This is a genomic window from uncultured Intestinimonas sp. (genome assembly GCF_944387725.1).
GTDB lineage: Bacteria > Bacillota > Clostridia > Oscillospirales > Oscillospiraceae > Intestinimonas.
Genome location: NZ_CALXGA010000012.1, coordinates 1 through 25,519, shown reverse-complemented (window position 1 = coordinate 25,519; position 25,519 = coordinate 1). Strand labels below are relative to the sequence as shown.

The window sequence follows — 25,519 nt, the reverse complement described above, 5'->3', positions numbered from 1 at the left end:
TTATGGGGCCGGTGCTCCATCCCCTGCCCCGGAGCCTGTCAGCCGCAGAGGAGGTCCAGAAGCTCCTCCGGCTCCATGCCGGCGATGTAATCCCCTAGGGGGAGGGCCCGGAGGGGCTCCCCCACCGCCTCCCGCCGGTGGGGGAGCCCCGCTAGGGCGGCGGCCAGCTCGCCGCTGTCCCGCCGGCCGAAGTAGTCCCCGTAGAGGACGGCCTCCTGGATGACGCCCCCCTCCACCCGGAGGCGGACGTCCACCAGTCCGAAGGGATATTTGGCCGCCCGGGCCCAGGTGTACCGGGGGGACGCGCCGAAGTTCCAGGCCCAGGCGCCGTACTTGGCTGCCCGGAGGGCGTCCACAGCGGCCCGGTCCTCCGCCGTCAGCTGGTAGGGGCGGACCCCCGGCCTGGCCAGGAACCAGGCCCGGAGCCGGTCCAGAAACGCCTCCACCCTCATGGGCTCCGGCAGGTGTCCGGCCAGGTTGGTCACCCGGCTGGACACCGACTTGACCCCCTTGCTCTGGATTTTGATGTCCCGGGGCCGCAGGGCCCCGGCCAGCTGGGAGAGGTCGGCGGAGAAGAGGAGGGTGCCGTGGTGGAGGATGCGCCCGCCCCGGACCGCCTGAGCGTTGCCGGAGCACTTCCGGCCCTCCACCAGCAGGTCGTTGCGGCCGGAGAGCTCCGCCCGCACCCCCAGCTCCGCCAGAAAGTCCACAATGGGCCGGGTAAACTTGGCGTAGTTGTTGAAGTCCCCCTCCTGATAGGGCTGGACCAGGGTGTAGTTCACATTGCCCAGGTCGTGGAAGACCGCTCCGCCCCCGGTGAGCCGCCGGACCACGGCGATGCCCCGGGCCCGGACGAAGTCCTGGTCGATCTCCTCCAGGGCGTTCTGGTTCCGGCCCACGATGACCGAGGGGCCGTTGCGCCACAGGGAGAGGACCTCCTCCGTAAAGTGGGTCAGCAGGTATTCGTCCAGGGCCAGGTTCCAGGCCGGGTCGGTGCAGTCGTGGGAAATCAGCAGCATGGGATAGCCTCCTTTTTCCCCTACTCTACCACATCCCGGCGCCGGGCGCAACCCTCCCGGCGGCATCGGGACTGGCGTGTTATGGTTCCACGCGGTACTTGACATCCGCCCCGGGCTCTGGTAAAATAGACCACGCTTGCGGGCCAGAAGGTCCGCCGGGCTCCAGAAGGAGCCGTTTCTGCTTCTGCGATAATCCCATCATCCATCACACTTGATGTTTCAGGCGGAGCAAGGAATGTCCCGCCGCAGCCAGAAGGCGCGCCAGCTTTGGCGCGCCTTTTTTGCGTGACAGGAGGACCGAGCATGACGCTGCAAGACTTTTTCCGGGCCAACCCCAGGGCGGCCCTGGCCTTCTCCGGCGGAGTGGACTCCGCCTACCTGCTGTGGGCGGGGAAGCACTGGGGCTGCGGCCTCACCGCCTACTATGTCCGCACCGCCTTCCAGCCGGAGTTTGAATATCAGGACGCCCGGCGGCTGTCCGAGGAGGTGGGGGTCCCCCTGCGGGTGGTGGAGGCCGACATCCTCTCGGCGCCCCTGGCCGCCGCCAACGGTCCCGACCGCTGCTACCACTGCAAGCGGACCCTCTTCACCCTGCTGTGGGAGGCCGCCCGGGCCGACGGCCACACCCTCCTGCTGGACGGCACCAACGCCTCCGACGACGCCGGGGACCGCCCCGGGATGCGGGCCCTCCGGGAGCTGGAGGTCCGCTCCCCCCTGCGGGAGTGCGGCCTCACCAAGGCGGAGGTCCGGCGGCAGTCCAAAGCGGCAGGGATCTTCACCTGGGACAAGCCGGCCTACGCCTGCCTGGCCACCCGGGTGCCCACCGGCACTCCCATTACGGCGGAGGACCTCCGGCGGGTGGAGGCCGGGGAAAACGCCCTCTTCGCCCTGGGCTTCACCGACTTCCGGGTGCGGCTGCTGGGGGGCGGGGCCCGGCTCCAGGTGCCGGCGGACCAGTGGGACCGGGCCGCCGGGATGCGCCAGACCCTGCTGGAGGCCCTCAAGCCCTGGTTTGTCGCCGTCACCCTGGACCTGGAGCCCCGCTGACGCACGCATTTCCCAAAGGAGGTCTTTGAAGATGGACAACAAGCGCGAAATTCTCTCCCTGCTTCGGGCGGTGGCGTCGGGGGAGACCGCCCCGGAGGACGCCCTGCTGGAGCTGAAGACCGAGCCCTTCGCCGATCTGGGCTACGCCAAGGTGGACTTCCACCGGGGGGTCCGGCAGGGGGCCGCCGAGGTGGTCTACGGGGCCTCCAAGACGGCCCAGCAGATTCTGGGCATCGCCCAGGCCATGGGGGAGCGGGGGTGCCGCAACATCCTCATCACCCGCATGGACCCGGAGAAGGCCGCCTTCGTCTCGGCCGGGGTGGAGCTGGAGTACCACCCCGAGGCCCGGCTGGGCATCGCCTTCCCGGGGTCCCGGCGGGCCCTGGGCTCCATCGTGGTCTGTACCGGGGGCACCAGTGACCAGAGTGTGGCCGAGGAGGCCGCCCTCACCGCCGAGGTCCTGGGGAACCGGGTCACCCGGCTCTACGACGTTGGGGTGGCGGGGCTCCACCGGCTCCTCTCCAGCCTGGAGGACCTGATGTCCGCCCGGTGCGTCATCGCCGTGGCCGGCATGGAGGGGGCCCTGGCCTCGGTGGTGGGGGGGCTGGTGGACTGCCCCGTGGTGGCCGTCCCCACCAGCGTGGGCTACGGGGCCAGCTTCGGCGGACTCTCCGCCCTGCTGGCCATGCTCAACTCCTGCGCCTCCGGGTGCAGCGTGGTGAACATCGACAACGGCTTCGGAGCCGGTTATCTGGCCAGTATGATCAATCAAATGGAAGGTCTGGAGGAATCAACGCATGAAAACGCTCTATCTTGAGTGCAGTATGGGGGCCGCCGGGGACATGCTCATGGCCGCCCTGTATGAGCTTTTGGAGGACAAGGCCGGCTTTCTGGCGGCCATGAACGGCCTGGACCTCCCCGGCGTCCGGGTGGAGGCCCAAAAGGCCGTCACCTGCGGCATTGCGGGCACCCACATGGCGGTGACGGTCCACGGCCGGGAGGAGGAAGAGCCCCCCGCCCCGGAGGAGCTTCCCCACGCCCATAGCCGCAGGGAGGAGCCCTGCCATCTCCATGAGCACGGGCATTCCCACCATCCTGAGCACAAGCACTGCCGCCAGCACGTCCATGACCACGCCCATCTTCACAGCCATGAGCACAGACAGGCACACGAGCACGCGCATGAGCACGGCTGCGGTGGAGCCCATCATCACGCCTCCCCGGGGTACATCGCCGGGCTCATTGACAGCCTCCCCCTCCCGGAGGAGGTGCGCGCCCACGCCCGGAGCGTCTACGAGGCTATCGCCCGGGCCGAGGCCAAGGCCCACGGCTGCCCCGTGGCAGATGTCCACTTCCACGAGGTGGGGGCCCTGGACGCGGTGGCCGACGTGACGGGGGTGTGTTACGCCCTGTATCTGCTCCAGCCGGAGCGGATTGTGGTCTCCCCCATCCAAGTGGGCAGCGGCGCCGTCCGGTGCGCACACGGGGTGATGCCCGTCCCCGCCCCCGCCACGGCCAACCTGCTGGAGGGGGTCCCCATCTACGGCGGGAGCGTCCAGGGGGAGCTGTGCACCCCCACCGGGGCCGCCCTGCTGGCCCACTTTGCCCAGCAGTTCGGCCCCATGCCCATGATGACGCCCCAGGGGGTGGGCGTGGGGGTGGGGTCCAAGACCTTCCCCCAGGCCAACTGTGTCCGGGCCTTCCTGGGCGAGGCAGGAGAGGAGGCCGACGGGGAAATCCTGGAGCTGGTGTGCAACCTGGACGACATGACCCCGGAGGCCCTGTCCTTCGCCTGCGCCCGGCTGCTGGAGGAGGGGGCCCTGGACGTCTACACCACCCCCGGCACCATGAAGAAGGGCCGTCCCGGCTGGGTCCTCACCGCCCTGTGCCCCCCGGGCCGGGAGGCCGAGCTGGCCCGGGCCGTCTTCCGGCACACCGCCACCAACGGCCTGCGGGTCCGGCGGTGCGGCAAGTATTTCCTCACCCCCGGCGCGGGGCAGGTCCAGACCCAGTGGGGGCCGGTGGGCCTGAAGCTGGCCCGGGGCTGCGGGGTCACCCATGTGAAGCCGGAATTTGACGACGCGGCCGCTCTGGCCCAGGCCAACGGCCTCCCCTTTGACACGGTCTGGAAGGCCGCCCTGGCCCAGCTGGGCCTCCACCCGGAGGAGGGTGAGGTCCGATGACGGGACGTCTGAGCGCTCTGCTGCTGGCCGTCCTGACCAGCCTGGGCCTCCTGGCCGGCTGTCAGAGTGCCGGGGAGGTCCCCAGCGTCCCCCGGGCCGGGGACGAGGTGGTCATCGCCATGGGCCCCACCTCCGAGCCCGCCGCCGGCTTCGACCCGGCCTTTGGCTGGGGGGCCGGGGAGCACGTCCACGAGCCCCTGATCCAGTCCACCCTCACCGTCACCAACCCCGACCTCACCATCGGCTATGACCTGGCTACGGGATACTCCGCCAGCGATGACGGCCTCACCTGGACGGTGACCATCCGGGGGGACGCCCGCTTCACCGACGGGGAGCCCCTGACGGCGGAGGACGTGGCCTTCACCTACAACACAGTAAAGGAAACCAGCTCGGTCAACGACTTCACCATGCTGGACTACGCCGAGGCGGCGGACGCCGCCACGGTGGTCTTCCACATGACCCGGCCCTTCTCCATCTGGCCCTACACCATGGCGGTGGTGGGCATCCTGCCGGCGCACGCCTACGACCCCGCTGCCTACGGCGCCAACCCCATCGGCTCCGGTCGGTACACCCTGGTCCAGTGGGACCGGGGCCAGCAGGTCATCCTGGAGGCCAACCCGGATTACTACGGGGAGGCCCCCAAAATGCGGCGGGTCACCATCCTCTTTATGGAGGAGGACGCAGCCTTCCTGGCCGTCCAGGCCGGACAGGTGGACCTGGCCTACACCTCCGCCACCTACTCCGACCAGACCGTGGCAGGCTACACCCTGGCCGCCTACCAGAGTGTGGATAACCGGGGCTTCAACCTCCCCGCCGTCCCCGCCGGAACCGATGAAGCGGGCCGGACGGTGGGCAACGACTTCACCGCCGGCGTCCTGGTCCGCCGGGCCATCAACCTGGGCATTGACCGCCAGGAGATGATCGACAACGTCCTAAACGGCTACGGCTCCCCGGCCTACAGCGTCTGCGACGGCCTGCCCTGGTACAGCCCGGCCTCGGAGGTGTCCTATGACCCGGAGGGGGCTGCCGCCCTGCTGGACCAGGCGGGCTGGATCCTGGCCGAAGACGGCCGGCGCTACCGGGACGGGGTTCGGGCGGAGCTGAACCTCCTCTACGCCACCGGGGACTCGGTGCGCCAGGCCCTGTGCGCCGACTTTGCCAACCAGATGGAGGCCCTGGGCATCGCCTGCACCCTGGAGGGGGTGGGCTGGGACACCGCCTACGACCGGGCCCTCTCCCAGCCCCTGATCTGGGGCTGGGGGGCCCACACCCCCATGGAGCTCTATAATCTCTACCACACCATGCCCGGCGCCGGCCTTGCCCTCTACTCCCCCTACGCCAACCCTACGGTGGATGCCTGCATGGACCAGGCCCTGGCCAGCTCTGACCTGGAGGAGTCCTATGTCCTCTGGCAGAAGGCCCAATGGGACGGGACCACCGGCGTCACCCAGGACGGGGACATCCCCTGGGTCTGGCTGGTGAACGTGGACCACCTCTACTGGGTCCGGGAGGGCCTTCAGGTGGCGGAGCAGAAGATTCACCCCCACGGCCACGGATGGTCTGTGGTCAACAACGTGGACCAGTGGAGCTGGACGTGACCCCGGCCCACGGTGGGGCCTCCTCCCCTCGACCCGCCGCCGGCGGGCATCCCCTGCATAGGAAGTGATACGCCATGGGGCACCGGATCCAATTTGCCGCCAAAAAACTCCTGCGGATGGCCCTTTTGCTTTTGGGGGTCAGCCTGACCGCCTTTCTCCTCATGTCGGCCTCCCCTCTGGACCCCCTCCAGACCAACGTGGGACAGGCCGCCCTGGGGACCATGAGTCAGGAGCAGATCGCCCGGCTGGAGGACTACTGGGGGGTCAACGACCCGCCTCTGGAGCGCTACCTGGGCTGGCTCTCCAGCGCCCTCCGGGGGGACCTGGGGACCTCCCTCCTCTACCGGGTCCCGGTGGTCCGGGTCCTGGGGGAGCGGATGGGGAGCTCCCTGTGGCTCATGGCCGCCGCCTGGGTCCTCTCGGGGCTCCTGGGCCTGACCCTGGGGGTCCTGGCCGGGGCCTGCCGGGGACGGTGGCCGGACCGGCTCATCCGGGGCTGGTGCATCCTCATCTCCAGCACCCCCGCCTTCTGGCTGGCCCTGCTGCTCCTGATGGTCTTCTCGGTGTGGATGGGAATTTTTCCTATCGGCCTGTCGGTCCCCATCGGCGCCGAGGCCGCCGCTGTCACCCTGGCCGACCGGCTCCGCCACGCCTTTCTCCCCGCCCTTACCCTGAGCATCACCGGCGTGGCCGGCATCGCCCTCCACACCCGGGAAAAGCTCTGCGGGGTGCTGGAGTCCGACTATGTCCTCTTCGCCCGGGCCCGGGGGGAGTCCGCCCCCTCCATCGTCCTGCGCCACGGCCTGCGGAACGTGGCCCTTCCGGCCATCACCCTCCAGTTCGCCTCCATCAGCGAGCTCATCGGCGGCTCGGTGCTGGTGGAACAGGTCTTCTCCTACCCCGGCCTGGGGCAGGCCGCCGTGACGGCGGGGCTGGGGGGAGACCTCCCCCTGCTCCTGGGCATCACGGTCCTCACCGCCGCCCTGGTCTTTGGGGGAAATCTGTGCGCCGACCTCCTCTACGGGGCCGTGGACCCCAAGATCCGAAGGGGGGCGGCACGGCGGTGAAGCAGCCCAATCAGCGGCGGCGGACCCTGGTGCTGGTCCTGCTGGCGGCGGCGGTCCTGCTGGCGGTGGCCGTGGCGGGGGCCCTGTGCACCCAGGCCGGAACGGTCACCGACTTCTCCCGCCGGAACCTCGCCCCCTGTTTTGCCCACCCCTTCGGCACCGACTGGATGGGCCGGGACATGCTGGCCAGAACCCTGGCGGGCCTCTCCCTGAGCCTGCGCATCGGGGTGTTGACGGCGGCGGTGAGCGCCGTGGTGGCCCTGGCCCTGGGGACGGCGGCCGCCACCCTGGGCCGGCGGGTGGACACCGTCCTCTCCTGGCTCACGGACCTGGTGATGGGCATTCCCCACATCCTACTGGTGATGCTCATCTCCCTAGCCTGCGGCCGGGGCTTTGCCGGGGTGGTGGCCGGGGTGGCCCTGAGCCACTGGACCTCCCTTGCCCGGCTCCTCCGGGGGGAGGTCCTTCAGCTCCGGGAGGCCCCCTATGTCCAGGTGGCCCAGCGGCTGGGCCGGACCCGGCTCCAGGTGGCCCGGGACCATCTGCTCCCCCATCTGCTGCCCCAGTTTCTCACGGGGCTCATTCTCCTCTTCCCCCACGCCATCCTCCACGAGGCCAGCGTCACCTTCCTGGGCTTCGGCCTGTCCTCGGAGCAGCCCGCCATCGGGGTCATCCTGTCGGAGAGCATGAGCTACCTCACCACCGGCCGGTGGTGGCTCTCCCTCTTCCCCGGCCTGGCCCTGGTGGGGACGGTGGCCCTCTTCGCGGTGCTGGGTGAGCGGCTTCGCCGCCTCCTGGACCCCGCCAGCATCCATGAATAAAAGGAGGGAAGCGCCATGCGGCCCATTCTGGAGGTGGAGAACCTGTCCATTTCCTTTCTTCAATACGACCGTGGCGCCCGGCGGAGGGTGCTGCCGGCCATCCGGCGGCTGGACCTGACCCTGGAGGCCGGGCAGGTGGCGGCGGTGGTGGGCTCCAGCGGCTCGGGCAAGAGTCTGCTGGCCCACGGCATCCTGGGGATTCTCCCCTACAACGCCCGCATGGAGGGGACCCTCCGCTACCGGGGGGAGCCCCTAACGCCCCAGCGGGCGGCCGCCCTCCGGGGCCGGGAAATCGTCCTGGTGCCCCAGTCCGTGGGCTATCTGGACCCCCTGATGAAGGTGGGACCCCAGGTGGCCCGGGACCGGGAGAAGGGCCGGGGGGTGCTGGGCCGGTACGGCCTGGGGCCGGAGACCGGGGACCTCTACCCCTTTGAGCTCTCCGGGGGCATGGCCCGGCGGGTCCTCATCTCCACCGCCGTGGCCGCCAGCCCCGCCCTGGTGGTGGCCGACGAGCCCACCCCCGGCCTGGACGCCCGGGCGGCGGGGCGCATCCTGGGCCACTTCCGGGAGCTGGCCCAGGGAGGGGCCGCCGTCCTCCTCATCACCCACGACCTGGAGCTGGCCCTGACCATCGCCCACAAGGTGGCGGTCTTCTATGCCGGGGAGACGGTGGAGGAGGCCCCCGCCGCCGACTTCGCCCGGCGGGAGGACCTGCGGCACCCCTACACCCGGGCCCTGTGGGACGCCCTTCCCCAGCACGGCTTCACCCCTATCCCTGGAACCCAGCCCTACCCCGGGGCCATCCCGGCGGGCTGCCCCTTCGCGCCCCGGTGCCCCAAACGGCAGGCGGACTGCGGCGGGGCCATCCCTTACCAAACGGTGGCGGGGGGCCGGGTGCGGTGCCTCCACCCGGAGAGGGGGGAGGGGTCATGAGCCTGGAGGCCAGGGGCCTCACCTTCGGCTACCGCCGGAGGGGGAAGGCCGTCCTCACCCAGGTCAGCCTGGCCCTCCGGCCCGGGGAGCGGCTGGGGCTCACCGCCCCCAGCGGCCGGGGGAAGACCACCCTGTGCCGGCTCCTGTCCGGCTATGAGCGGCCGGACGCCGGTGAGGTTCTGGTGGACGGGAAGCCCCTCGCCGCCTGCCGGGGGCCCTGTCCGGTGCAGATGATCTGGCAGCACCCGGAGCTGGCGGTGGACCCCCTGCGCACCCTGGGGGCCGCCCTGGCCGAGGGCTGGGCGGTGGAGGACCGGGTCCTGGAGGGCCTTCACATTGAGCCCGGCTGGGGGAAGCGCTACCCCTCCGAGCTCTCCGGCGGGGAGCTTCAGAGGTTCTGCGTGGCCCGGGCCTTGGGGCCGGAGACCCGCTACCTTCTGTGCGACGAGCTCTCCGCCATGCTGGACCTCATCACCCAGGCCCAGATCTGGCAGTTCCTCCTGGCTGAGGCGGAGCGCCGGAGCCTGGGGCTCCTCATTGTCAGCCACAGCCCGACCCTGCTGGAGCGGCTGTGCACCCGGGTGGTCTGCCTGGAGGAGCTCGCCGGCGGCGGGGCCCAACCGCTCCTCTGACCAGGCTGTCCACCCGGGTGCAAATGCAGGATTCTCACCGGATGGAGCCTACTACTCCGCCAAGCCCTAGCATTTGCCTTTCGGCGGAATTTCCGCATCCCTTCGTGATCGTCCTTGGTGGGCGTCAGCCTACCGGCGTCCTCTGCCTTGTTCTGCAAAAATTCCGCTCGAAATCCAATCTGCAATTTCTAACTTGGAGGAGTACTACTCCTCAATGCTGAAAATTTCTTCGATGGAAACGCCGAAGACCTTCGCGATGTTCCAGGCCAACACCAGGGAGGGATTATACCTGCCCTTTTCCAAGTTTCCGATGGTCTCCCTGCGGACGCCCACAAGTCTGGCCAAATCCTCCTGCTTCATATCATGCCTGGCGCGGTACTCCTTGATTTTATTCCGAATCATGCGCCAGCCCCCAGTGCTCCTGAAATCCATAATAGACGGTGGAGAGGGCATAGACCACGACAGAGACCGCCCACCCGGACGTAAGGCCCGCCAGCAGGGCCTCTTTTTCCCCGCGCCGGCCGGCGAAGAAGCATACCAGCGTCACCAGGGCCGTGGCAATCATCCCGCAGTAAAACCCGCGGGAAGCGGATTTGTTCATGTAGGCTTCCAGCATTTCATCCGATTTGAGGAAGAAGTATTGGAAATCAACGGCAAAGGCAAAGAAGGCCAGAAAAGACTTCGCCTCAGTGAAAATTCCAATCAGACCCAGCATAGAGAGCAAACCCAGGCTTCCATACAGGCAGCGTCTTGATTTCATAAAATCATCCTCCTGAAATAATATGGTATATTTCGCTCTTTATGTGATAAATATATCACATTTTCTAGGGGCTGTCAAGGCCCAGCAGGGCACTGCCAACATCTTGCCCCCCGCCCCATGCGGACGGAATTGCCAAACGCCCCGAAATGTGGTATGCTGGAGGAGATAACACGAAAAGGAGCGCGAAGAACCATGGAACTCAAACAGATCGCCAGCTTTCAGGTGGACCACCGAACCCTCACCGAGGGCATGTACACCTCCCGAGTGGACGGGGATGTGGTGACGTATGACATCCGCATGGTCCGGCCCAACTGCGGGACCTATCTGGGCTATGGCGCCATTCACAGCTTTGAACACCTCTTCGCCACCTATGTCCGCAGCGGCCCACAGTCGGACAAGGTTATCTACGCCGGCCCCATGGGATGCCGCACGGGCTTTTACTTCCTGGTGCGGGACATGGCCCCGGAGGAAGCCATCGCCCTGGTCCGGGAGACCATGGACTTCATCGCCGGGTATGAGGGCCCCATCCCCGGGGCCACCGAGGCCGAGTGCGGCAACTACCGGGAGCAGGACCTGGAGGGGGCCAGGGCCGCCGCCCAGAAGATGATCCCCATTTTGCGGGACTGGACGGTGGAAAAGCTCCAGTACCTGGCCTGAGGAGGGCGCTTCCACAGCCCCCAGATGGGAAAGAGGCCATCCCCACAAAACAGAAGAGAAGGAGCGAACGCCATGTTATTGGTCTGGTATCCCAAATGCAGCACCTGCCAGCGGGCGAAGAAATGGCTGGACGAGCGGGGGCTCCAGGCGGAGACCCGGGACATCAAGCTGGACAATCCCGCCGCAGAGGAGCTCCGGGCCTGGCAGGCCCGGAGCGGAATGCCGCTGCGGAAATTTTTCAACACCAGCGGGCAGCTCTACCGGGCCCTGGGGCTCAAGGAGAAGCTCCCCGCCATGGGGGAGGAGGAGATGCTCTCCCTGCTGGCCAGCGACGGGATGCTGGTCAAGCGGCCCCTCCTGGTGGGGGAGGACTTCACCTTGGTTGGCTTCCGTGAGGCCGATTGGGCGGCGCGCCTGGGGGGCTGACCGCCCCGATTGGACCGGCAGAATTGGGATAAAAAGGGATATTCTTGAGAAAAGAGTTGACGTCGCCGGGTCAATCGAGTAAAATAAAAAAGAATAGCGTCAAATTTTGTGCGCATCTGTCAAAACACAACGATTGGGAGGAGAAAACATGAAGCTTGGCAAGCGACTGGCCGCCGCCGGCCTTGCGGCGGTTATGACCCTGACCCTGGCCGCCTGCGGCGGGGACGTCACTCCGGACGAGGCCAAGGCCTATATCCAGGGGATGCTGGACTCCTACTACCTGGGCCAGTACAACGAGGACTACCTGGAGCTGATGGACATCACCGCCGAGGAGGCCGAGGAGCAGAACTACGTCTGGAACACCGAGGCGGAGGCCGATATCATGATGGACGCCTTTGCCATGTACCCCACGGAGACCACCACTGCCAAGATGGTGGATCTGGTGAAGGAGATCTACTCCCACAGCAGGTATGAGGTCCAGTCTGCCAGCAAGCTGGAGGACGGCAGCTACGCCGTGACGGTGAGCATCGAGCCCATCGACATCCTGGTTCAGTTTTTCGACAATTACGACATAAACACCATCTGGGCCGACACCTGCAGCTCCTACGGCGTCACCACCCAGGAGCAGATCGACGCCATGTCCGACGAGGAATACGAGGCCCTGGAGAACGCCTACGCCGACGCCGTCATCGCGGGCGTGCAGGGGCTGATGCCCGACCTGGGCTACGAGCCCGCCCAGTCCCTGGTGATTCAGCTCCAGCTGGAGGACAACATCTACACCATGGTGGGCACGGACTGGCAGCACCTGGACGGCATGATTATCGACTACAGCGGCCAATACGCCGGCTGAGCAGCCCTACATATATAAGGAAGGACGCCTGGGGCGTCCTTCCTTTGCTGTCCCGGCGAAGCGTCAGCTGTTGCAGCTGTTGCAGCTGTTGCAGCCATTGCAGCCATTGCAGCTCTCGCCGCGCTCCGCAGCCTCCGCCAGGGCCATCGCCTGGGCCCAGACATCCGAGCCACAGCCGCAGCTGTCGGCGCTGGAGACGGAATTCCGGGCGGTTCCGGTGCAGCCGCACCCGGAGCGCCAGCGGCAGCCGCAGCAGCAGCGGTTACAGCAGGAATTTTGCGCAAAACACATGTTCTCGTCCTCCCTGTTCCATTTGCGGGTCCTGCCCGCCCTCTATCCTATGCCGGCGCCGCCCCTTTGTGACCAGATGCCGCAAAAAGCGACAGGGGAAAGAAAGCCACTGAAAAATTGAAATCCCCCTGGCATTTTTCATGGAATATGGTATAATACTCTCTGCCAAATCAACCGCTAAGCGGTTTTGCAGCAAACGGAGTGGGCGAAACGATGAAAGAGGAAAACGCGCAGCAGGGAAGAGCATATGAGCGGGTCATCAGCTACATTAAGGGTGAGATCCTCAAGGGCGAGCTTAAGCAGGGGGAAAAACTCCCCCCGGAGCGGGAGCTGGCCGAACAGCTGGGGGTGGGCCGGAACTCCGTCCGGGAGGCCCTGCGGATGCTGGGGCTCATGGGCTTCATCTCCAGCACCCAGGGGGCGGGGAACTTTGTCTCCTGCGACATTGAGAAGAACCTGGCCGAGTCCACCCAGATGATGATGCTCCTGGGGGCCACCGACTACCGGCAGGTCAGCGAGCTCCGGCAGGGCCTGGAGAGCGAGGCGGTCCGTCTGGCCGCCCAGCGCATCACCCCGGCCCAGCTCAGCGAGCTGGAGGACCTGGTGTGGAAGCTCCGGGACGAGGAGGATATCTCCCGCAGCACGGTGCTGGATAAGCGCCTCCACTTCCTCATCGCGGAGGCGGCGGGCAACCAGCTGATCATGGTCATCCTTCGGGCCATGAACGAGACCATTGAGGGCTTCATCAGCCACATTCGGGAGCGGACCATGCGGGATGAGAGCTACCGCAAGCGCCTCCAGGACTCCCATCAGGGCATTGTCCTGGCCCTCCAGGACCACAACGCCCTGGAGGCTGTCCGCATGATGCGGGAGCACTTCCAGGTGGTGGACTCCGCCATGGTGGGGCTGCTCTGAAGGCCCGTCCTTTGAACCTCTGGCAGAAGCAGCCGCGCCGGCCCGGGAGCCCCCGGGCCGGCGCTTTTTTGCCGGGATGCCCAACCCAAAGGCCGCGCCGGAAAAATTCTTCTTGACTTTATTGATTTTATGCGTTAAACTTCAACACATCAAAGCGAAAAATTTTTGGGAGAGGGAGCGTATGGTATGGGGATCAAGCTGGCGCTGCTTGTGGCGTTTTTCAGTGTGATGGCGGCGGTGGGCCTCTACTGCCGGAGGCAGGCCGCCGATGTCAGCAGCTTTGTGCTGGGAGGCCGCTCGGTGGGGCCCTGGCTCACCGCCTTTGCCTACGGCGCCTCCTATTTCTCCGCCGTGGTCTTTGTGGGCTACGCCGGGCAGTTCGGCTGGAGATACGGCATCGCCGCCACCTGGGTGGGTATTGGCAACGCCCTGCTGGGCTCCCTGCTGGCCTGGGTGGTGCTGGGCCGCCGGACCCGCATCATGACCCAGCACCTGGACTCCTCCACCATGCCGGAGTTCTTCGGCCGCCGGTTTGGCAGCAGGCCCCTGAAGCTGGCGGCCTCGGCCATCACCTTCCTCTTTTTGATCCCCTACACCGCCTCCCTCTATAACGGCCTGTCCCGGCTCTTCGGCATGGCCTTCCACATCGACTACGCCGTCTGCGTCATCGTTATGGCCGCCCTCACCGGGGTCTACGTCATCGCCGGGGGCTACATGGCCACCGCCATCAACGACTTCATCCAGGGGCTCATCATGATCGTGGGCATCTGTGCCGTCATCGGGGCGGTGCTGAGCCGCCACGGGGGTTTCCTGCCCGCCCTGGAAGCCCTGTCCCAGGTCAGCGACCCCTCCGTGTCGGAGGCCCCCGGGGTCTTCGCCTCCTTCTTCGGCCCGGACCCTGTGAACCTGCTGGGGGTGGTCCTCCTGACCTCCCTGGGGACCTGGGGCCTGCCCCAGATGGTCCAGAAGTTCTACGCCATCAAGAGTGAGCGCGCTATTGAGACCGGCACCGTCATCTCCACCCTCTTCGCCGCCGTGGTGGCCGGGGGCTGCTACTTCCTGGGAGGCTTTGGGCGGCTCTACGGCGGACAGGTGGATGTGGCCGCAGAGGGCTATGACGCCATCATCCCCGCCATGCTCTCCGGCCTTTCCGACCTGCTCATCGGCATTGTGGTCATTCTGGTCCTCTCAGCCTCTATGTCCACCCTCTCCTCCCTGGTGCTCACCTCCAGCTCCACCCTGACCCTGGACTTTTTGAAGGACCGCTTCCTCCCGAACCTGCCGGAGCGGCGGCAGGTCTTCCTGATGCGCTGCCTCATTGTGGCCTTCATCGCCATTTCGGTGGTCCTGGCCCTGGTGCAGTACCACTCCAGCGTCACCTTCATCGCCCAGCTCATGGGGGTCTCCTGGGGGGCTCTGGCCGGGGCCTTCCTGGCCCCCTTCCTCTACGGACTATACTGGAAGCGGACCACCAAGGCCGCCTGCTGGTGCTGCTTCCTCTTCTCCACCGGGGTGATGCTGGCCAACATCTTCTTTGGCGGCTCCTTCCCCGCCCTGCTCCAGTCCCCCATCAACGCCGGGGCCTTCTGCATGTTGGCGGGGCTGGTGCTGGTGCCCCTGGTCTCCCTGGCCACCCCCCGGCCTGACCGGGACTTGGTGGACAGCGCCTTCGCCTGCTACGACCAGCAGGTGCTGGTCCCCCAGCGGGAGGCCCTGGGGGACCCCGGCAGGGAGTCCTGATCTCCGGCGCCCCTCCGCAGCCATGGGTGGGAGGGGCGCCGGGGCTGTCCGCTGTCTCGACACAATTCACAATTTGTTTACCATAAATTTATATATTATATACAAATGCCCTCTTGCATTTCTCTGCCAGGGATGGTATAATCCATTCAGAATTGAAAAGGAGGTGTTGTGTAGCATGTGGACGCGCGAAACCCAAACCCGGGCTCTGGATGTCGATGATCTGATCTTCGGCGGCAATATGGAGCAGCCCATCAGCGACCGATAAAATCGGATCATGTGGACGGCAGGACCACACCGCAGGGTGTGGATTTTTTGTCCTTTCCGATAGAGATAGAAAGCCCGTGCACAGACAGGAAGGCCGTGGAGCGGCCGGACTTGTCTGCCCCTTGGCCGGACCGGGGGCAGGCAGGCCCGGACCCTCTCCCGGCCCTTTTTCTTGCCCGCCGGAGGAAAGTTCCAAAAATCTTAAGGGATTTGTAATGGTTTTCTCCGGGCTGGTGTGGTAATCTAATGTCTGCTGAACAAACCGCAAAGCGGCTGATTCGCACGGCACAGCCGCACAATTCTTCCCATATACACCGAAATCGGCGCTTGTGGGAAGAATTCAGCCATTGCCGCAATGCGTCCTCCTGAGGCGGCATGGACCTGCCACCGCAGGAAGTGCAAGGGTTTTGGGCTGAAATCGCCCAAAACCCTTGCACTTGAACAAGGCCGAAAGCCTTGGCTTTCAAGGCTTTCGGCCTTGTTCGGCACGCATCAGAATAAGGACAAAAGAAACGGGGGATGCACACATGAAGAAAACCAAATGGACCGCCGCCCTGTTCGCCGCTCTGGTCCTTCTGGGGGCGGGCGGATATCTTCTCTGGCGGACGGGCTTTTTCGCCGCCGCCGCCTCGCTGGAGGGCATTCAGGACTATATCGCGGCCTTCTCCCCCTATTCCCAGCTGGCCTTTCTGGCGGTCCAGCTGGCCTCTGTGATTCTGGCCCCCATCCCCAGCAACCTCACCGCCGCCGGCGGGGCCCTCCTCTTCGGCCTGTGGGAATCCTTCCTGCTGACCTGGCTGGCGGTGGCGGCGGGCTCCCTCATCGTCTTCGGCCTGGCTCGGACCCTGGGTCAGGGCTTCGCCGACCGCTTTGTGGGGGAAAAGGTCTCCGGCCGCTACCTGGAGGTCCTCCGGCGGAAGCAGGACGTCTTTCTGGCCCTGGTCTTCCTCTTTCCCTTCTTCCCCGACGACCTGATCTGCATTCTGGCCGGCCTTACCCAGATCCGCTGGACCCGCTTTCTGGCCATCGTCCTCCTCTTCCGCCCCTGGGGCCTCCTGGCGGCCTGTGCCGTGGGGAGTTCGGCGGTCTCCATCCCTCTCTGGGGCATGGCCCTCATCGGGGCCGCCGGCCTGGCCCTTTTCCTGGGGGGGCTCCGATATGGCGACCGGGTGGAGGAGGCCCTGCTGCGGCGCCTCCGGCGAGACCGCCGCACCGCCCCGCCGCCGGACAGGCCGGTGGAACAGGCGGGCGGGGAAGGCGCGCTCTGAACGACGGCAAAGGCCGCCCAAGTACCTCTCGGTACCTGGGCGGCCTTTCCATCTCTATGGCCGCCGGTCCGTCCGCAGAACCTCCTGGACGCAGCGGGTGCACAGCTCCTCCGCCGCCTCCATGCTGGCGGCCTCCGCCGACACCAGGAGGGCGGAGCGGCGGCTCAGGGGGGAGAGCCACGCCACCCCCTCCCGGCCGCTGACCCGGACCCCCTGGCCGGCCTCGCCCCCCAGGCGCTGGGCCAGGTCGTGCATGACCTCCCCACGGCCCCGGCGGAGAGGGACCTCCCTGCGGAGGACCACAAAGGGGGGCACCCGGGCCGCCAGGGTGGCCAGGCGCTCCCCGGTGCGGCCCAGCCGAACGCAGATCCGGGCGGCGGCGAAGGCGGCGTCCCGGAGACTGGGCAGGGCGGCGTACAGCTCCTGGGCCTCGGGGCCGTCCCGGCCCAGGGACAGCACCGCCCCCTCCCGGCCCCCTGCCAGGGCCTCGATGGCTGCGGGGGACCCGGCGGGCAGGGCCACCCGCCCCCCGCCGTTTTCCAGCTCGATGAGGCTCACCAGGGCCAGCAGCCGCTCCGGGGGGAGGGTCCGGCCCTCCTCGTCCCAGGCCCACAGCCGCAGCCCGCCGTACCCGGCGGCAAAGCCGGGCACGCCGGTGGTCCGCTTCCGCAGGACCACACAGCCCAGCTCCTCCAGGGCGGCGGCCAGGATGCGGTCGGCCGCCGTGGTCCCTGGCGCCGACACCGCCACCGGCGTCAGGGGGCCCCGGCCATACCGGGCCCGGCGGGCGGCGTCGGCGGGCATGGCCGCCGGGATGGCGCTCAGGTGCTCCCCGGCCCCCACCCGCTCCGCCGCCGCCCGGTGGACCTCTCCCCGCAGGAGGGCCCCCTCGAGCCTCCGCTGCCGGGACCGGGAGAAGGGCAGGCCCCGGCGGTCAAAGAAGTGGAGGAAGAGCCGCTCACCCACCTGCTCCACAAAGAGGGAGGCCGGCAGGGCGTACCGCTCCGCCGCCCAGGCCCCGGCGGCGGGGCAGGTCCCGTCGTGGAGAAACACTTCCGCCCCGGCGGCGGCGGCTCCGCTGGCGGCGCACCGGGCCAGCATCCGGGCGCAGGACTCCCCGCTGGCCCCCAGGCCCACCCGGCCCCCGCCCCCCAGACTGCCGCCGATGGCCAGCAGAAGGGCGGGGCTGATTCCCCCCTCCAAGGTCCCCCGGATGACGCCGCCGTCCCCGAAGGACACCCCTTCGGAGGCCCCGCCGGCCACCAGAGAGGCGGTGAGCCGGGCCTCGTCCCGGACCCGGAGCCCCGGCCAGACCTTCACCCGCTCCATGAGGATGCTCTCCGCCCCGGCGGAACTGCCGGAGCCCAGCACGGCCCCCTCATTGAGAACGGCCCCCCGCCCGGCGGAGGCCCCCCGGCACAGTACCGCGCCATAGAGGGTGCAGCCGTCCCCCACCCGGGCCTCCTCCATAAGGACGCTGCGCTGGACCAGGCTCCGCCGGCCTACGGAGCTCCCCCGGCCCAGGACGGCGTGGGGGCCCAAGAGGCTCCCCGCCCCCAGGGTAACCCCGGGGCCGATCCAGCAGGGGGGCACCAGGGTCACGTCCGCCGGGGGCTCCTCCGCCGCCCAGATGCCCGGGGCCCGGAGGGGCAGGCCCAGGTCCAGCCCTGTCCGCCCCGAGAGGACCTGGGCGGCGCAGTCCAAATAGGCCCCGCAGTCCCCGATGTCCCGCCAGAAGCCCGGGGCGGTATAGCCGCAGAGGGTGCCGCCCCCCTCCAGCAGCTTTGGGAAGAGGTCCCGGTCAAAGTCATAGGGGGTCCCCTCCGGCACCTCCGCCATAGCCTTGGCGGTGAGAAAACAGATGCCCGTGCTCACCGTGTCGGTGAGGACCTGGCTCCAGGCAGGCTGGTCCACGATGCTTTGGACCCTCCCGTCGTCCCCAGTGAGGACCTGGCTGTAGGCCGGGGGGGCGCCGCACCGGCTGAGCACCAGGGTGGCATCCCCACGGCTGGCCCGGTGGAAGCCCGCCGCCTCGGTGAGGTCGATGCCGGTGACGATGTCGCCGTGGAGCACCAAAAAGTCCTCCTCCCCCAGCCAGGACATGCACCCCTTGACGCTGCCCGCCGTGCCCAGGGGCTCCCGCTCCACAAAGTAGGTCAGCTTCACACCCAGCCCGGAGCCATCCCCGAACCAGGATTCCACCGTCCGGGGCATGGCCCGAAGGGCCAGGGCCAGGTCGGTGATGCCGTGGCGCTGGAGCAGGGCGATGATGTGCTCCAGAACCGGCCGGTCCAGGAGGGGGACCATGGACTTGGGGAGCCCCGCCGAGATGGGCCGCAGACGCCGCCCCTCTCCGCCGGCCAAGATCACTGCTTTCACTGGGAAACCATCCTCTCTCAAAAGGTGATTTCCTCTAGTATGGCCAGGGTGCCGGAAATGTAAACGCCCCGGCGGGGGGAAGGTCCGGCGTCCCCCTTTCGGTACCCCGGCGCGTCCCGCCATGGTCCCCCTTCGACCCCCTTCGCATAAGATAGGGTGGGAGACCAAGGGCGGCATTGCGCAAAGCCGTTGGGCGCGCTTTGTCCGGCGCTGCCCAGGTTTTCCGCTCACAACATTTAGGATGGGAGCTGCCAATCATGTTGAGTTCTTTTTCTCTGGACCGCCTCGGAGACGGCCAGAGCGCCTATGTGGTCCGGGTGGAGGCCGAGCCCGCCATGGGCCGCCGGCTGCTGGACATGGGGCTCATCCCGGGCACTCGGGTGACCTGCCGGGGCCGGAGCCCCGCCGGGGACCCGGCGGCCTACCTCATCCGGGGGGCCGTGGTAGCCCTGCGGACCCGGGACGCCGCCTCCGTGGGCCTGGCCCCCGGCCCGGTGACGGTCTGATGGGGCTCACCCACACCTCCACCGGCGCGGGGGCCGCCGGCGGGGCGCTGGTGATCCAGCGGCGGAGCCCCCAGGACCGGGTGGTGGCCCTGGCGGGCAACCCCAACGTGGGGAAATCCACCCTCTTCAACGCCCTCACCGGCCTGCGCCAGCACACGGGGAACTGGCCCGGCAAGACGGTGGCCAACGCCCAGGGCCGCCACATCCGCCACGGCCGGGACTACATTCTGGTGGACCTGCCGGGGACCTACTCCCTCCTGGCCCGATCCGCCGAGGAGGAGGCCGCCCGGGACTTCCTCTGCTTCGGCGGGGCCGGCGCGGCGGTGGTGGTCTGTGACGCCACCTGCCTGGAGCGCAATCTGAACCTGGTCCTCCAGACCCTGGAGCTCATGCCCCGGACGGTGGTCTGCGTCAACCTCCTGGATGAGGCCCGGGCCAAGGGCATTCAGGTGGATTTGGAAAAGCTCTCCCAGATTCTGGGCGTTCCGGTGGTGGGGACCTCGGCGGGGCGGCTGGAGGGCCTGGAGCCCCTGATGGCGGCGGTGGAGGGGGTCTGTGATGCCCCCCAGCCGCCGGAGCCCTTCCGGGCGGACTACCCTCCGGCGGTGGAGGCCGCCCTGGCCCGGCTGGAGCCCCCGCTGACGGCGTGGCTGTCGGGGCGGCTCCCCGCCCGGTGGACGGCCCTGCGGCTGTTGGACCGGGACCCCTCCCTGCTCCAGAGCCTGTCCGAAGCTTTGGGCGGGGACCCAGGGGCGGACCCGGCGGTCTCCGCCGCCCTGGCCTCGGCCCGGGCAGAGCTGGAAGCTGCCGGATGGGAGGGGGAAGCTCTCCGGGAGGCGGTGGCCTCGGCCCTGGTTCGCGCCGCCGCCGGGATCGCGGAGGCGGTGGCGACCTGCCGCCCCACCCGGCGGGAGGCGCGGGACGCCCGGCTGGACCGCCTGTTCACCAGCCGGGCCACGGGCATCCCGGTGATGCTGGGCCTGCTGGCCCTGGCCCTCTGGCTCACCATCTGGGGAGCCAACCTGCCCTCGTCGCTGCTCTCCAGGGCCCTCTTCTGGGTTCAGGACCGGCTCACGGACCTCTTTTGGTACTTACACGCCCCGGCGTGGCTCCACGGCGCCCTGGTGCTGGGGGTCTACCGGACCCTGGCCTGGGTGGTGTCGGTGATGCTGCCCCCCATGGCCATCTTCTTTCCCCTCTTCACCCTCCTGGAGGACTTCGGCTACCTGCCCCGGGTGGCCTTCGTCCTGGACCACGCCTTCCAAAAGGCCCGGGCCTGCGGCAAACAGGCCCTGACCATGTGCATGGGCTTTGGGTGCAACGCGGCGGGGGTGGTGGGCTGCCGGATCATCGACTCCCCCCGGGAGCGGCTCATCGCCGTCCTCACCAACAGCTTCGTCCCCTGCAACGGCCGCTTTCCCACCCTCATCGCCCTGCTCACCATGTTCTTTGTGGGGGCCGGGGGCGGTCTGGGCCGGTCCCTGCTGGCGGCGGGGCTGCTCACCGGCGTCATCCTCCTGGGGGTGGCCATGACCTTCTGGACCTCCCGGATCCTGTCGGCCACCGTGCTCAAGGGGGTGCCCTCGGCCTTTGTGCTGGAGCTGCCCCCCTACCGCAGGCCCCGGGTGGGCCAGGTGGTGGTCCGCTCCCTGCTGGACCGGACGGTCTTCGTCCTGGGCCGGGCGGCGGCGGTGGCCGCGCCGGCGGGGCTGGTGATCTGGCTGTGCGCCAACCTCCGGGTGGGGGAGGGGACCCTGCTGAGCCTCTGCACCGGAGCCCTGGACCCCTTTGCCCGGCTGCTGGGGCTGGACGGCGTCATCCTCATGGCCTTTCTCCTGGGCTTTCCCGCCAATGAGATCGTGGTGCCGGTGATGCTCATGGGCTACCTGGCCGCCGGGAGCCTCACGGACCTGGGGGACCTGGAGGCCCTCCGGGCCCTGCTGGTCCAGAACGGCTGGACCTGGCGCACCGCTGTATGCACCATCCTCTTTTCCCTCTTCCACTGGCCCTGCTCCACCACCTGCCTCACCATCGCCAAGGAGACCGGCAGCGTCCGGTGGACCCTGCTGGCCATCGCCCTGCCCACCGCCGTGGGGATGGGCCTGTGCGCCCTGACGGCGGCCGCCGCCCGGGCCCTGGGGCTGGGCTAAGAAGGGGCGAAATCGAACTTGCATCCGAGCCCCTCAGCCTGTATAATGGTGCCATAGGAGCACATCCCGCCCGAAGAGCAGGGCAGAGAGAAAAGAGGGTATTTTTATGGAAATCAAGAGCGTCTGGGCCATTTATTTCAGCGCCACCGGCACCACCGAGACCATTGCCACCCGGGTAGCCCGGGAGGCCGCCGGCCTTTTGAAGGCGGCGTACCGCACCTACGACTTCACCCTGCCCTCCGCCCGGGAGGGCTTCCCGGCGCTGGGGGAGGGGGGCTTGGTGATCTTCGGCTGTCCGGTCTACGCCGGGCGGGTGCCCAATGTACTCCTGCCCTACTTACGGACGGTGAAGGGGAACGGCGCCTTGGCGGCGCCCGTCTCCCTATACGGCAACCGGGACTTTGACGACGGACTCATCGAGCTCCGGGACCTGTTGGAGGCGGGGGGCTTCCACACCATCGCCGGGGCGGCCTTCATCGGGGAACACGCCTTCTCCCGGGTCCTGGCCGCCGGACGGCCGGACGTCAAGGACCTGGAGATCGCCGATGGGTTTGCCCGCCAGGTGGCGGAAAAGGCGGCGGCCTGGGACCCGTCGGTCCCCCATGCCCCGGCGGCGGTCCGGGGAGAGGAGCCCATCCGCCCCTACTACCAGCCCCGGGACCGGAAGGGCAACCCCATCGACATCCGCAAGGTGAAGCCCAAGACCAGCGACGCCTGCGACGGCTGCGGCCTGTGCGCCCGGGTGTGTCCCATGGGCTCCATCGACCCGGAGGATGTGCGCGCCTTCCGGGGCATCTGCATCAAGTGCGGGGCCTGTGTCAAGAAGTGCCCCAAGGGGGCCAAGTACTACGACGACCCCGGCTACCTCTACCACAAGGAGGAGCTGGAGCTGGGCTTTGCCCGCCGGGCGGAGCCGGCCCTCTTTGTCTGACGCATCCCTCCGGGAGGAACGCCTCGGGGTCTGTGAGGACCCGGCGGTCCGGGGAGAAAGTCACCCGGAAAAACGGCGGACCCCTGTGCCAAACGCACAGGGGTCCGCAGCCTGTCGAAAAAGTCCAGCATAAGCTGGGCTTTTTCATATGAATGAGGTAAAATAGGGAGGAGGGAGTGATGAAAGATGCTGGAACGGGGAAAAATGGAGCGAGATGTGATTGAGATCGTAGGGATAGACAGATTAGGGCTTGTTTGAAAATTGGCGATGTGTCCGGCAGCGAGGGATTTTGGGCCGCTGGCAAGCAATTTTTTCGCAGGAATCCTGGCGGATTTCAAGGAAAAATTGCGCCGTCCAGGGGGCAAAAGACCCACCGGTTGGGCATGTTGACATGTTTCAAACAAGCCCTAGTCCCGCAGGATCATCTGCTGCGAAAAATCGATCAAGCGGTGGATTTCAGCAGGCTGTACGAAATGGTAGAGCCGCTGTATTGTGAGGACAATGGCAGGCCGAGCATAGATCCCGTGGTGCTGTTTAAGATGGTGCTGATCCAGCATCTGTACGGGCTGCCGTCCCTGCGGCGGACGGCGGAGGAGGTCTCCCTCAATATTGTATATCGCTGGTTTCTGGGGTACAGCCTTTAGGAAGAAACACCGCATTTTTCCACGGTGAGTTACAATTTCCGGCACCGTTTTACCGAGGAAACGGTAGACCAGGTATTCCGTTGGATCCTGGAGGAAGTGGCGCAGGCGGGATACCTCTCCCCCAGGGCAGTCTTTATAGACGGCACGCATATCAAAGCCAACGCAAATACGAAAAAGCAGGTGAAGGTGCAGGTCCCGGCAGCCTCCAGACAATATGCCAAGGAACTGATGGAGGAGGTAAACGCGGACCGGGAGGCACATGGGAAGAAACCGTTTGACGATGATGACGAGCCTCCGGCTCCGGCAAAGAAGCGGCGGGAGAATACCTCGAAGAAGAAGCTGGCCCGGCGGAAGAAGGAGAAGCTGCGTGCCGCGAAGCGGAGCGTGACCGATCCGGACAGCGGCTTGTTTGTCAAGGGAGACCACAAGCGGCAGTTTGCCTATGAGGCCCACACGGCCTGTGACAAGCATGGATTTATTCTGGAGACCGTCGTTACCCCCGGGAATGTACATGACAGCGTGGCCTTTGATGAGGTCTATGACCGTGTAACAGCAGCGTTCCCGGAAATGGAGACCATTGTTGCCGACTCCGCTGACAAGACGCCTCATATCTGCAAGAAGGCATTTGAAGATGGACGTGTGCTGTCCACCGCTTACAAGCGGCCTCAGACCAGGAAGGGCGGCCACGAGTGGTGGAAGTATGTCTATGACGAGCATTACGACTGTGTGCTCTGCCCGGAATTCCAGGTCCTGACTTACCGCACCACCAACCGGGACGGATACCGGGAATACAAAAGCGACCCCAAGATCTGCCTCAACTGTCCCACCCGCCATCTGTGTACCTGCTCCAAGGACTGTGTAAAGACCGTGCAGAGGCATATCTGGAAGGACTACGAGGAATTGGCCGACGACGCCCGCTATACGCCCAAATACCAGGAGCTCTACAAGCGGCGGAAAGAGACCATTGAACGGGTCTTTGCAGACGCCAAGGAAAAACACGCCATGCGTTATACGCAGTACAGAGGCTTGGCCCAGGTTACCAACTGGGTGAAGCTTAAATTTGCTGCCATGAACCTCAAAAAACTGGCCAAATGGCTGTGGAGGGAGAAGCGTTCACCCTTCATTTGTATCCTGCTCTGCACACTTCGCGCCAGAAACCCGGCCTACGCATAAACTGTAGACCGGGTTTCTCGACAGGCTGAGGGAGGAGATGGTTTATACCATCTCCTCCCTCTCTTTTTTGTTTTGTAAGCCTTCCAAAAGGCATGATATAGATAAGGGGGTGAAAATTTTAATAAGGAGGTTGACAGATATGGGCCGATACAGGGCAGTGATGGAAATTCATCTGCACTTTCAAAATGTGGACAATGAGCACAAGATACGCGAGGTCAACTTGAACAGCGAATACTATTCAGGTGACTTCGGTATCGAGTACATCAAAAATCACCTGCTGAACGATTGTGGTATTCTTGAGAGCACCATCAAGGAGGTGAACATCCTTTGAGAGATATGCTGATAAACAATATATGGGTCCGTCAGCAAATCAACTGGGTCAACGCCCATGAGTACAGAAACGAATATCATTTCTGGGCTGAAAACGGTGCATACCTTGAGGCCTTGGCCCTCCCAGCGAATGGGCAGTTTATGTTTGACAGCAAGGCGCTTGACCATATCACAAAGGCATTGGCGATCAGATGGGGCCTGATTTCTCAACCTAGAAGGAGATAAGCAAAGAAGCTGGGTTTATAGCCCAGCTTCTTTGCCGCTCATTTTGAATCAGATAGCAGACACCTTTTCTGGTACTCTTTTTAGGCTGGTTGACAGAGTTGATACATGGCGTTTTGGGAGTTTATGTGACAAAGATTGGTTGTCAATGGTGTCAAATTTATTAAATCCCATCATTATCCCTACTCCGCAGAAGAGGCCCGCCGCCGGTATGAGCTGTCCTTGTGGCGGGCCAGCCACCAGGAAAACATCGCCTGCAAGCTTGCCATTGAGGAGGCGATCCGACAGCACTACGACGGCGCCCATCTGGACAAGGAATGCCTGGCCGAAGTTCTCCAAGAGTTCGGCTATAAGCGGACAGCCTGGGTGCTGGCTAATACGATCCAGCAAAAAGAGTGGGACGGGCGATTCAGCCCCAGAAATAGAGCATGGGCCGACCAGACCTACATCCCACCGGATCAGCGGCATAACCTGGACTTCGTTGTGACCAGTCACCCTGCCATACTGGATGGTGTGGTGGATCAGTACCGTGCCGCATATCAGGGGCTGAGACTCTTCGGTCCCGGCCAGTGTGAACCAAACTCCTTTGAAGAACTGGACTACGAGGGAAAGGTGCTGGTACTCTCTACAGATACCCTAAAGGAATCCTATTGGACCACCCGTGCCCAGCTCTGGTACGCCCACGATGGCTTTGGGTGCAGCCCCAAAGCCATTGG

General features: G+C 66.2%; 26 protein-coding genes and 1 pseudogene. 22 read left to right on the top strand and 5 right to left on the bottom strand.

Translation table 11 applies throughout. The annotated features are described in order from the left end of the window. Positions 1-38: 38 nt before the first annotated feature. The gene (locus Q0K09_RS03310) at positions 39-1,019 is read right to left on the bottom strand and encodes a lipoate--protein ligase (protein WP_294472857.1); all 981 of its coding nucleotides are present in this window, start codon (positions 1,017-1,019) and stop codon (positions 39-41) included. A 303-nt stretch (positions 1,020-1,322) separates the two neighbouring features. On the opposite strand from Q0K09_RS03310, the gene larE reads away from it, so the two are divergent. The 8 genes from larE to Q0K09_RS03270 all read left to right on the top strand — a co-directional run bounded on the left by larE (position 1,323) and on the right by Q0K09_RS03270 (position 9,297). Further along, a complete protein-coding gene (larE, locus tag Q0K09_RS03305; protein WP_294472852.1) occupies positions 1,323-2,066 on the top strand; it encodes an ATP-dependent sacrificial sulfur transferase LarE in 744 nt (247 codons plus the stop codon). Between the two features lie 31 nt (positions 2,067-2,097). Next, on the top strand, positions 2,098-2,883 hold the full coding sequence (larB, locus tag Q0K09_RS03300) for a nickel pincer cofactor biosynthesis protein LarB (protein ID WP_294472849.1): 786 nt from the start codon (positions 2,098-2,100) through the stop codon (positions 2,881-2,883). Next, positions 2,864-4,246, top strand: coding sequence for a nickel pincer cofactor biosynthesis protein LarC (gene larC / locus Q0K09_RS03295; protein ID WP_294472846.1), 1,383 nt, complete (start codon positions 2,864-2,866; stop codon positions 4,244-4,246). The genes larB and larC overlap by 20 nt, the downstream gene beginning before the upstream one ends. Further along, positions 4,243-5,844: an ABC transporter substrate-binding protein gene (locus tag Q0K09_RS03290; protein WP_294472843.1), complete on the top strand. Its 1,602-nt coding sequence runs from the start codon at positions 4,243-4,245 to the stop codon at positions 5,842-5,844. The genes larC and Q0K09_RS03290 overlap by 4 nt, the downstream gene beginning before the upstream one ends. Positions 5,845-5,918: 74 nt before the next feature. After that, a complete protein-coding gene (locus Q0K09_RS03285; RefSeq protein WP_294472840.1) occupies positions 5,919-6,911 on the top strand; it encodes an ABC transporter permease in 993 nt (330 codons plus the stop codon). After that, positions 6,908-7,732, top strand: coding sequence for an ABC transporter permease (locus Q0K09_RS03280; protein ID WP_294472837.1), 825 nt, complete (start codon positions 6,908-6,910; stop codon positions 7,730-7,732). The genes Q0K09_RS03285 and Q0K09_RS03280 overlap by 4 nt, the downstream gene beginning before the upstream one ends. Before the next feature lie 15 nt (positions 7,733-7,747). Then, positions 7,748-8,665: an ABC transporter ATP-binding protein gene (locus Q0K09_RS03275; protein WP_294472834.1), complete on the top strand. Its 918-nt coding sequence runs from the start codon at positions 7,748-7,750 to the stop codon at positions 8,663-8,665. Beyond that, positions 8,662-9,297 carry an ATP-binding cassette domain-containing protein gene (locus Q0K09_RS03270; protein WP_294472831.1) on the top strand — a complete coding sequence of 212 codons (636 nt, stop codon included), beginning with the start codon at positions 8,662-8,664 and terminating at the stop codon, positions 9,295-9,297. Before Q0K09_RS03275 ends, Q0K09_RS03270 begins: the two co-directional genes overlap by 4 nt. 204 nt (positions 9,298-9,501) lie before the next feature. On the opposite strand, the gene Q0K09_RS03265 is transcribed toward Q0K09_RS03270, so the two are convergent. Together Q0K09_RS03265 and Q0K09_RS03260 are read right to left on the bottom strand one after the other, a co-directional pair. Further along, positions 9,502-9,699, bottom strand: a complete 198-nt coding sequence (locus Q0K09_RS03265; RefSeq protein WP_294472828.1) for a helix-turn-helix transcriptional regulator — start codon at positions 9,697-9,699, stop codon at positions 9,502-9,504. Then, entirely contained in the window at positions 9,686-10,057 is a 372-nt protein-coding gene (locus Q0K09_RS03260; protein WP_294472825.1) for a DUF3796 domain-containing protein, read from the bottom strand. The genes Q0K09_RS03265 and Q0K09_RS03260 overlap by 14 nt, the downstream gene beginning before the upstream one ends. 192 nt (positions 10,058-10,249) lie before the next feature. Here Q0K09_RS03260 and Q0K09_RS03255 point away from each other — a divergent pair, with 192 nt between their 5' ends. The 3 genes from Q0K09_RS03255 to Q0K09_RS03245 all read left to right on the top strand — a co-directional run bounded on the left by Q0K09_RS03255 (position 10,250) and on the right by Q0K09_RS03245 (position 11,990). Beyond that, positions 10,250-10,714 carry an S-ribosylhomocysteine lyase gene (locus tag Q0K09_RS03255; RefSeq protein ID WP_294472821.1) on the top strand — a complete coding sequence of 155 codons (465 nt, stop codon included), beginning with the start codon at positions 10,250-10,252 and terminating at the stop codon, positions 10,712-10,714. 72 nt (positions 10,715-10,786) lie between these two features. Continuing rightward, positions 10,787-11,140: an arsenate reductase family protein gene (locus Q0K09_RS03250; RefSeq protein ID WP_294472818.1), complete on the top strand. Its 354-nt coding sequence runs from the start codon at positions 10,787-10,789 to the stop codon at positions 11,138-11,140. Between the two features lie 148 nt (positions 11,141-11,288). Next, entirely contained in the window at positions 11,289-11,990 is a 702-nt protein-coding gene (locus tag Q0K09_RS03245) for a hypothetical protein (protein WP_294472816.1), read from the top strand. Between the two features lie 63 nt (positions 11,991-12,053). Here the strand turns inward: Q0K09_RS03245 and Q0K09_RS03240 are convergent, their stop codons facing one another. Next, entirely contained in the window at positions 12,054-12,281 is a 228-nt protein-coding gene (locus Q0K09_RS03240) for a hypothetical protein (RefSeq protein ID WP_294472813.1), read from the bottom strand. A 213-nt stretch (positions 12,282-12,494) separates the two neighbouring features. Between Q0K09_RS03240 and Q0K09_RS03235 the strand changes: the two genes are divergently transcribed. The 3 genes from Q0K09_RS03235 to Q0K09_RS03225 all read left to right on the top strand — a co-directional run bounded on the left by Q0K09_RS03235 (position 12,495) and on the right by Q0K09_RS03225 (position 16,468). Then, positions 12,495-13,196 (top strand): FadR/GntR family transcriptional regulator, encoded by a 702-nt coding sequence (locus Q0K09_RS03235; protein WP_294472809.1) that lies wholly within the window; start codon positions 12,495-12,497, stop codon positions 13,194-13,196. A 186-nt stretch (positions 13,197-13,382) separates the two neighbouring features. Beyond that, complete coding sequence (locus tag Q0K09_RS03230) at positions 13,383-14,936, top strand: sodium:solute symporter family protein (RefSeq protein ID WP_294472807.1); 1,554 nt, start codon at positions 13,383-13,385, stop codon at positions 14,934-14,936. A 791-nt stretch (positions 14,937-15,727) separates the two neighbouring features. After that, complete coding sequence (locus Q0K09_RS03225) at positions 15,728-16,468, top strand: TVP38/TMEM64 family protein (RefSeq protein ID WP_294472804.1); 741 nt, start codon at positions 15,728-15,730, stop codon at positions 16,466-16,468. A 54-nt stretch (positions 16,469-16,522) separates the two neighbouring features. On the opposite strand, the gene Q0K09_RS03220 is transcribed toward Q0K09_RS03225, so the two are convergent. Continuing rightward, positions 16,523-18,847: a sugar phosphate nucleotidyltransferase gene (locus Q0K09_RS03220; RefSeq protein WP_294472799.1), complete on the bottom strand. Its 2,325-nt coding sequence runs from the start codon at positions 18,845-18,847 to the stop codon at positions 16,523-16,525. A 257-nt stretch (positions 18,848-19,104) separates the two neighbouring features. Between Q0K09_RS03220 and Q0K09_RS03215 the strand changes: the two genes are divergently transcribed. From Q0K09_RS03215 to Q0K09_RS03180, 8 genes and pseudogenes are all read left to right on the top strand, one after another. After that, on the top strand, positions 19,105-19,353 hold the full coding sequence (locus tag Q0K09_RS03215; RefSeq protein WP_294472797.1) for a FeoA family protein: 249 nt from the start codon (positions 19,105-19,107) through the stop codon (positions 19,351-19,353). Next, entirely contained in the window at positions 19,353-21,503 is a 2,151-nt protein-coding gene (gene feoB, locus Q0K09_RS03210; protein ID WP_294472794.1) for a ferrous iron transport protein B, read from the top strand. Before Q0K09_RS03215 ends, feoB begins: the two co-directional genes overlap by 1 nt. Positions 21,504-21,609: 106 nt before the next feature. Then, positions 21,610-22,434: a 4Fe-4S binding protein gene (locus Q0K09_RS03205; RefSeq protein ID WP_294472792.1), complete on the top strand. Its 825-nt coding sequence runs from the start codon at positions 21,610-21,612 to the stop codon at positions 22,432-22,434. A 254-nt stretch (positions 22,435-22,688) separates the two neighbouring features. Then, entirely contained in the window at positions 22,689-23,078 is a 390-nt protein-coding gene (locus tag Q0K09_RS03200; protein WP_294472789.1) for a transposase, read from the top strand. Between the two features lie 15 nt (positions 23,079-23,093). Beyond that, positions 23,094-24,251, top strand: a pseudogene (locus Q0K09_RS03195) (IS1182 family transposase); the annotation flags it as partial. Positions 24,252-24,390: 139 nt separating this feature from the next. Beyond that, positions 24,391-24,582: a hypothetical protein gene (locus Q0K09_RS03190; protein WP_294472787.1), complete on the top strand. Its 192-nt coding sequence runs from the start codon at positions 24,391-24,393 to the stop codon at positions 24,580-24,582. Further along, positions 24,579-24,806, top strand: a complete 228-nt coding sequence (locus Q0K09_RS03185) for a hypothetical protein (RefSeq protein WP_294472784.1) — start codon at positions 24,579-24,581, stop codon at positions 24,804-24,806. The genes Q0K09_RS03190 and Q0K09_RS03185 overlap by 4 nt, the downstream gene beginning before the upstream one ends. A gap of 135 nt (positions 24,807-24,941) precedes the next feature. After that, positions 24,942-25,519 (top strand): DUF3849 domain-containing protein (locus Q0K09_RS03180; protein ID WP_294472781.1); only part of this gene is annotated, 578 nt, incomplete at its 3' end.

Coding starts and splice junctions, on each gene's coding strand:
- Q0K09_RS03290 (WP_294472843.1), top strand. CDS start 4,243: ATGACGGGACGTCTGAGCGCTCTGCTGCTGGCCGTCCTGACCAGCCTG.
- feoB (WP_294472794.1), top strand. CDS start 19,353: ATGGGGCTCACCCACACCTCCACCGGCGCGGGGGCCGCCGGCGGGGCG.
- Q0K09_RS03230 (WP_294472807.1), top strand. CDS start 13,383: ATGGGGATCAAGCTGGCGCTGCTTGTGGCGTTTTTCAGTGTGATGGCG.
- Q0K09_RS03270 (WP_294472831.1), top strand. CDS start 8,662: ATGAGCCTGGAGGCCAGGGGCCTCACCTTCGGCTACCGCCGGAGGGGG.
- Q0K09_RS03260 (WP_294472825.1), bottom strand. CDS start 10,057: ATGAAATCAAGACGCTGCCTGTATGGAAGCCTGGGTTTGCTCTCTATG.
- Q0K09_RS03225 (WP_294472804.1), top strand. CDS start 15,728: ATGAAGAAAACCAAATGGACCGCCGCCCTGTTCGCCGCTCTGGTCCTT.
- larB (WP_294472849.1), top strand. CDS start 2,098: ATGGACAACAAGCGCGAAATTCTCTCCCTGCTTCGGGCGGTGGCGTCG.
- Q0K09_RS03265 (WP_294472828.1), bottom strand. CDS start 9,699: ATGATTCGGAATAAAATCAAGGAGTACCGCGCCAGGCATGATATGAAG.
- Q0K09_RS03275 (WP_294472834.1), top strand. CDS start 7,748: ATGCGGCCCATTCTGGAGGTGGAGAACCTGTCCATTTCCTTTCTTCAA.
- larE (WP_294472852.1), top strand. CDS start 1,323: ATGACGCTGCAAGACTTTTTCCGGGCCAACCCCAGGGCGGCCCTGGCC.
- Q0K09_RS03235 (WP_294472809.1), top strand. CDS start 12,495: ATGAAAGAGGAAAACGCGCAGCAGGGAAGAGCATATGAGCGGGTCATC.
- Q0K09_RS03310 (WP_294472857.1), bottom strand. CDS start 1,019: ATGCTGCTGATTTCCCACGACTGCACCGACCCGGCCTGGAACCTGGCC.
- Q0K09_RS03240 (WP_294472813.1), bottom strand. CDS start 12,281: ATGTGTTTTGCGCAAAATTCCTGCTGTAACCGCTGCTGCTGCGGCTGC.
- larC (WP_294472846.1), top strand. CDS start 2,864: ATGAAAACGCTCTATCTTGAGTGCAGTATGGGGGCCGCCGGGGACATG.
- Q0K09_RS03250 (WP_294472818.1), top strand. CDS start 10,787: ATGTTATTGGTCTGGTATCCCAAATGCAGCACCTGCCAGCGGGCGAAG.
- Q0K09_RS03245 (WP_294472816.1), top strand. CDS start 11,289: ATGAAGCTTGGCAAGCGACTGGCCGCCGCCGGCCTTGCGGCGGTTATG.
- Q0K09_RS03190 (WP_294472787.1), top strand. CDS start 24,391: ATGGGCCGATACAGGGCAGTGATGGAAATTCATCTGCACTTTCAAAAT.
- Q0K09_RS03215 (WP_294472797.1), top strand. CDS start 19,105: ATGTTGAGTTCTTTTTCTCTGGACCGCCTCGGAGACGGCCAGAGCGCC.
- Q0K09_RS03255 (WP_294472821.1), top strand. CDS start 10,250: ATGGAACTCAAACAGATCGCCAGCTTTCAGGTGGACCACCGAACCCTC.
- Q0K09_RS03205 (WP_294472792.1), top strand. CDS start 21,610: ATGGAAATCAAGAGCGTCTGGGCCATTTATTTCAGCGCCACCGGCACC.
- Q0K09_RS03285 (WP_294472840.1), top strand. CDS start 5,919: ATGGGGCACCGGATCCAATTTGCCGCCAAAAAACTCCTGCGGATGGCC.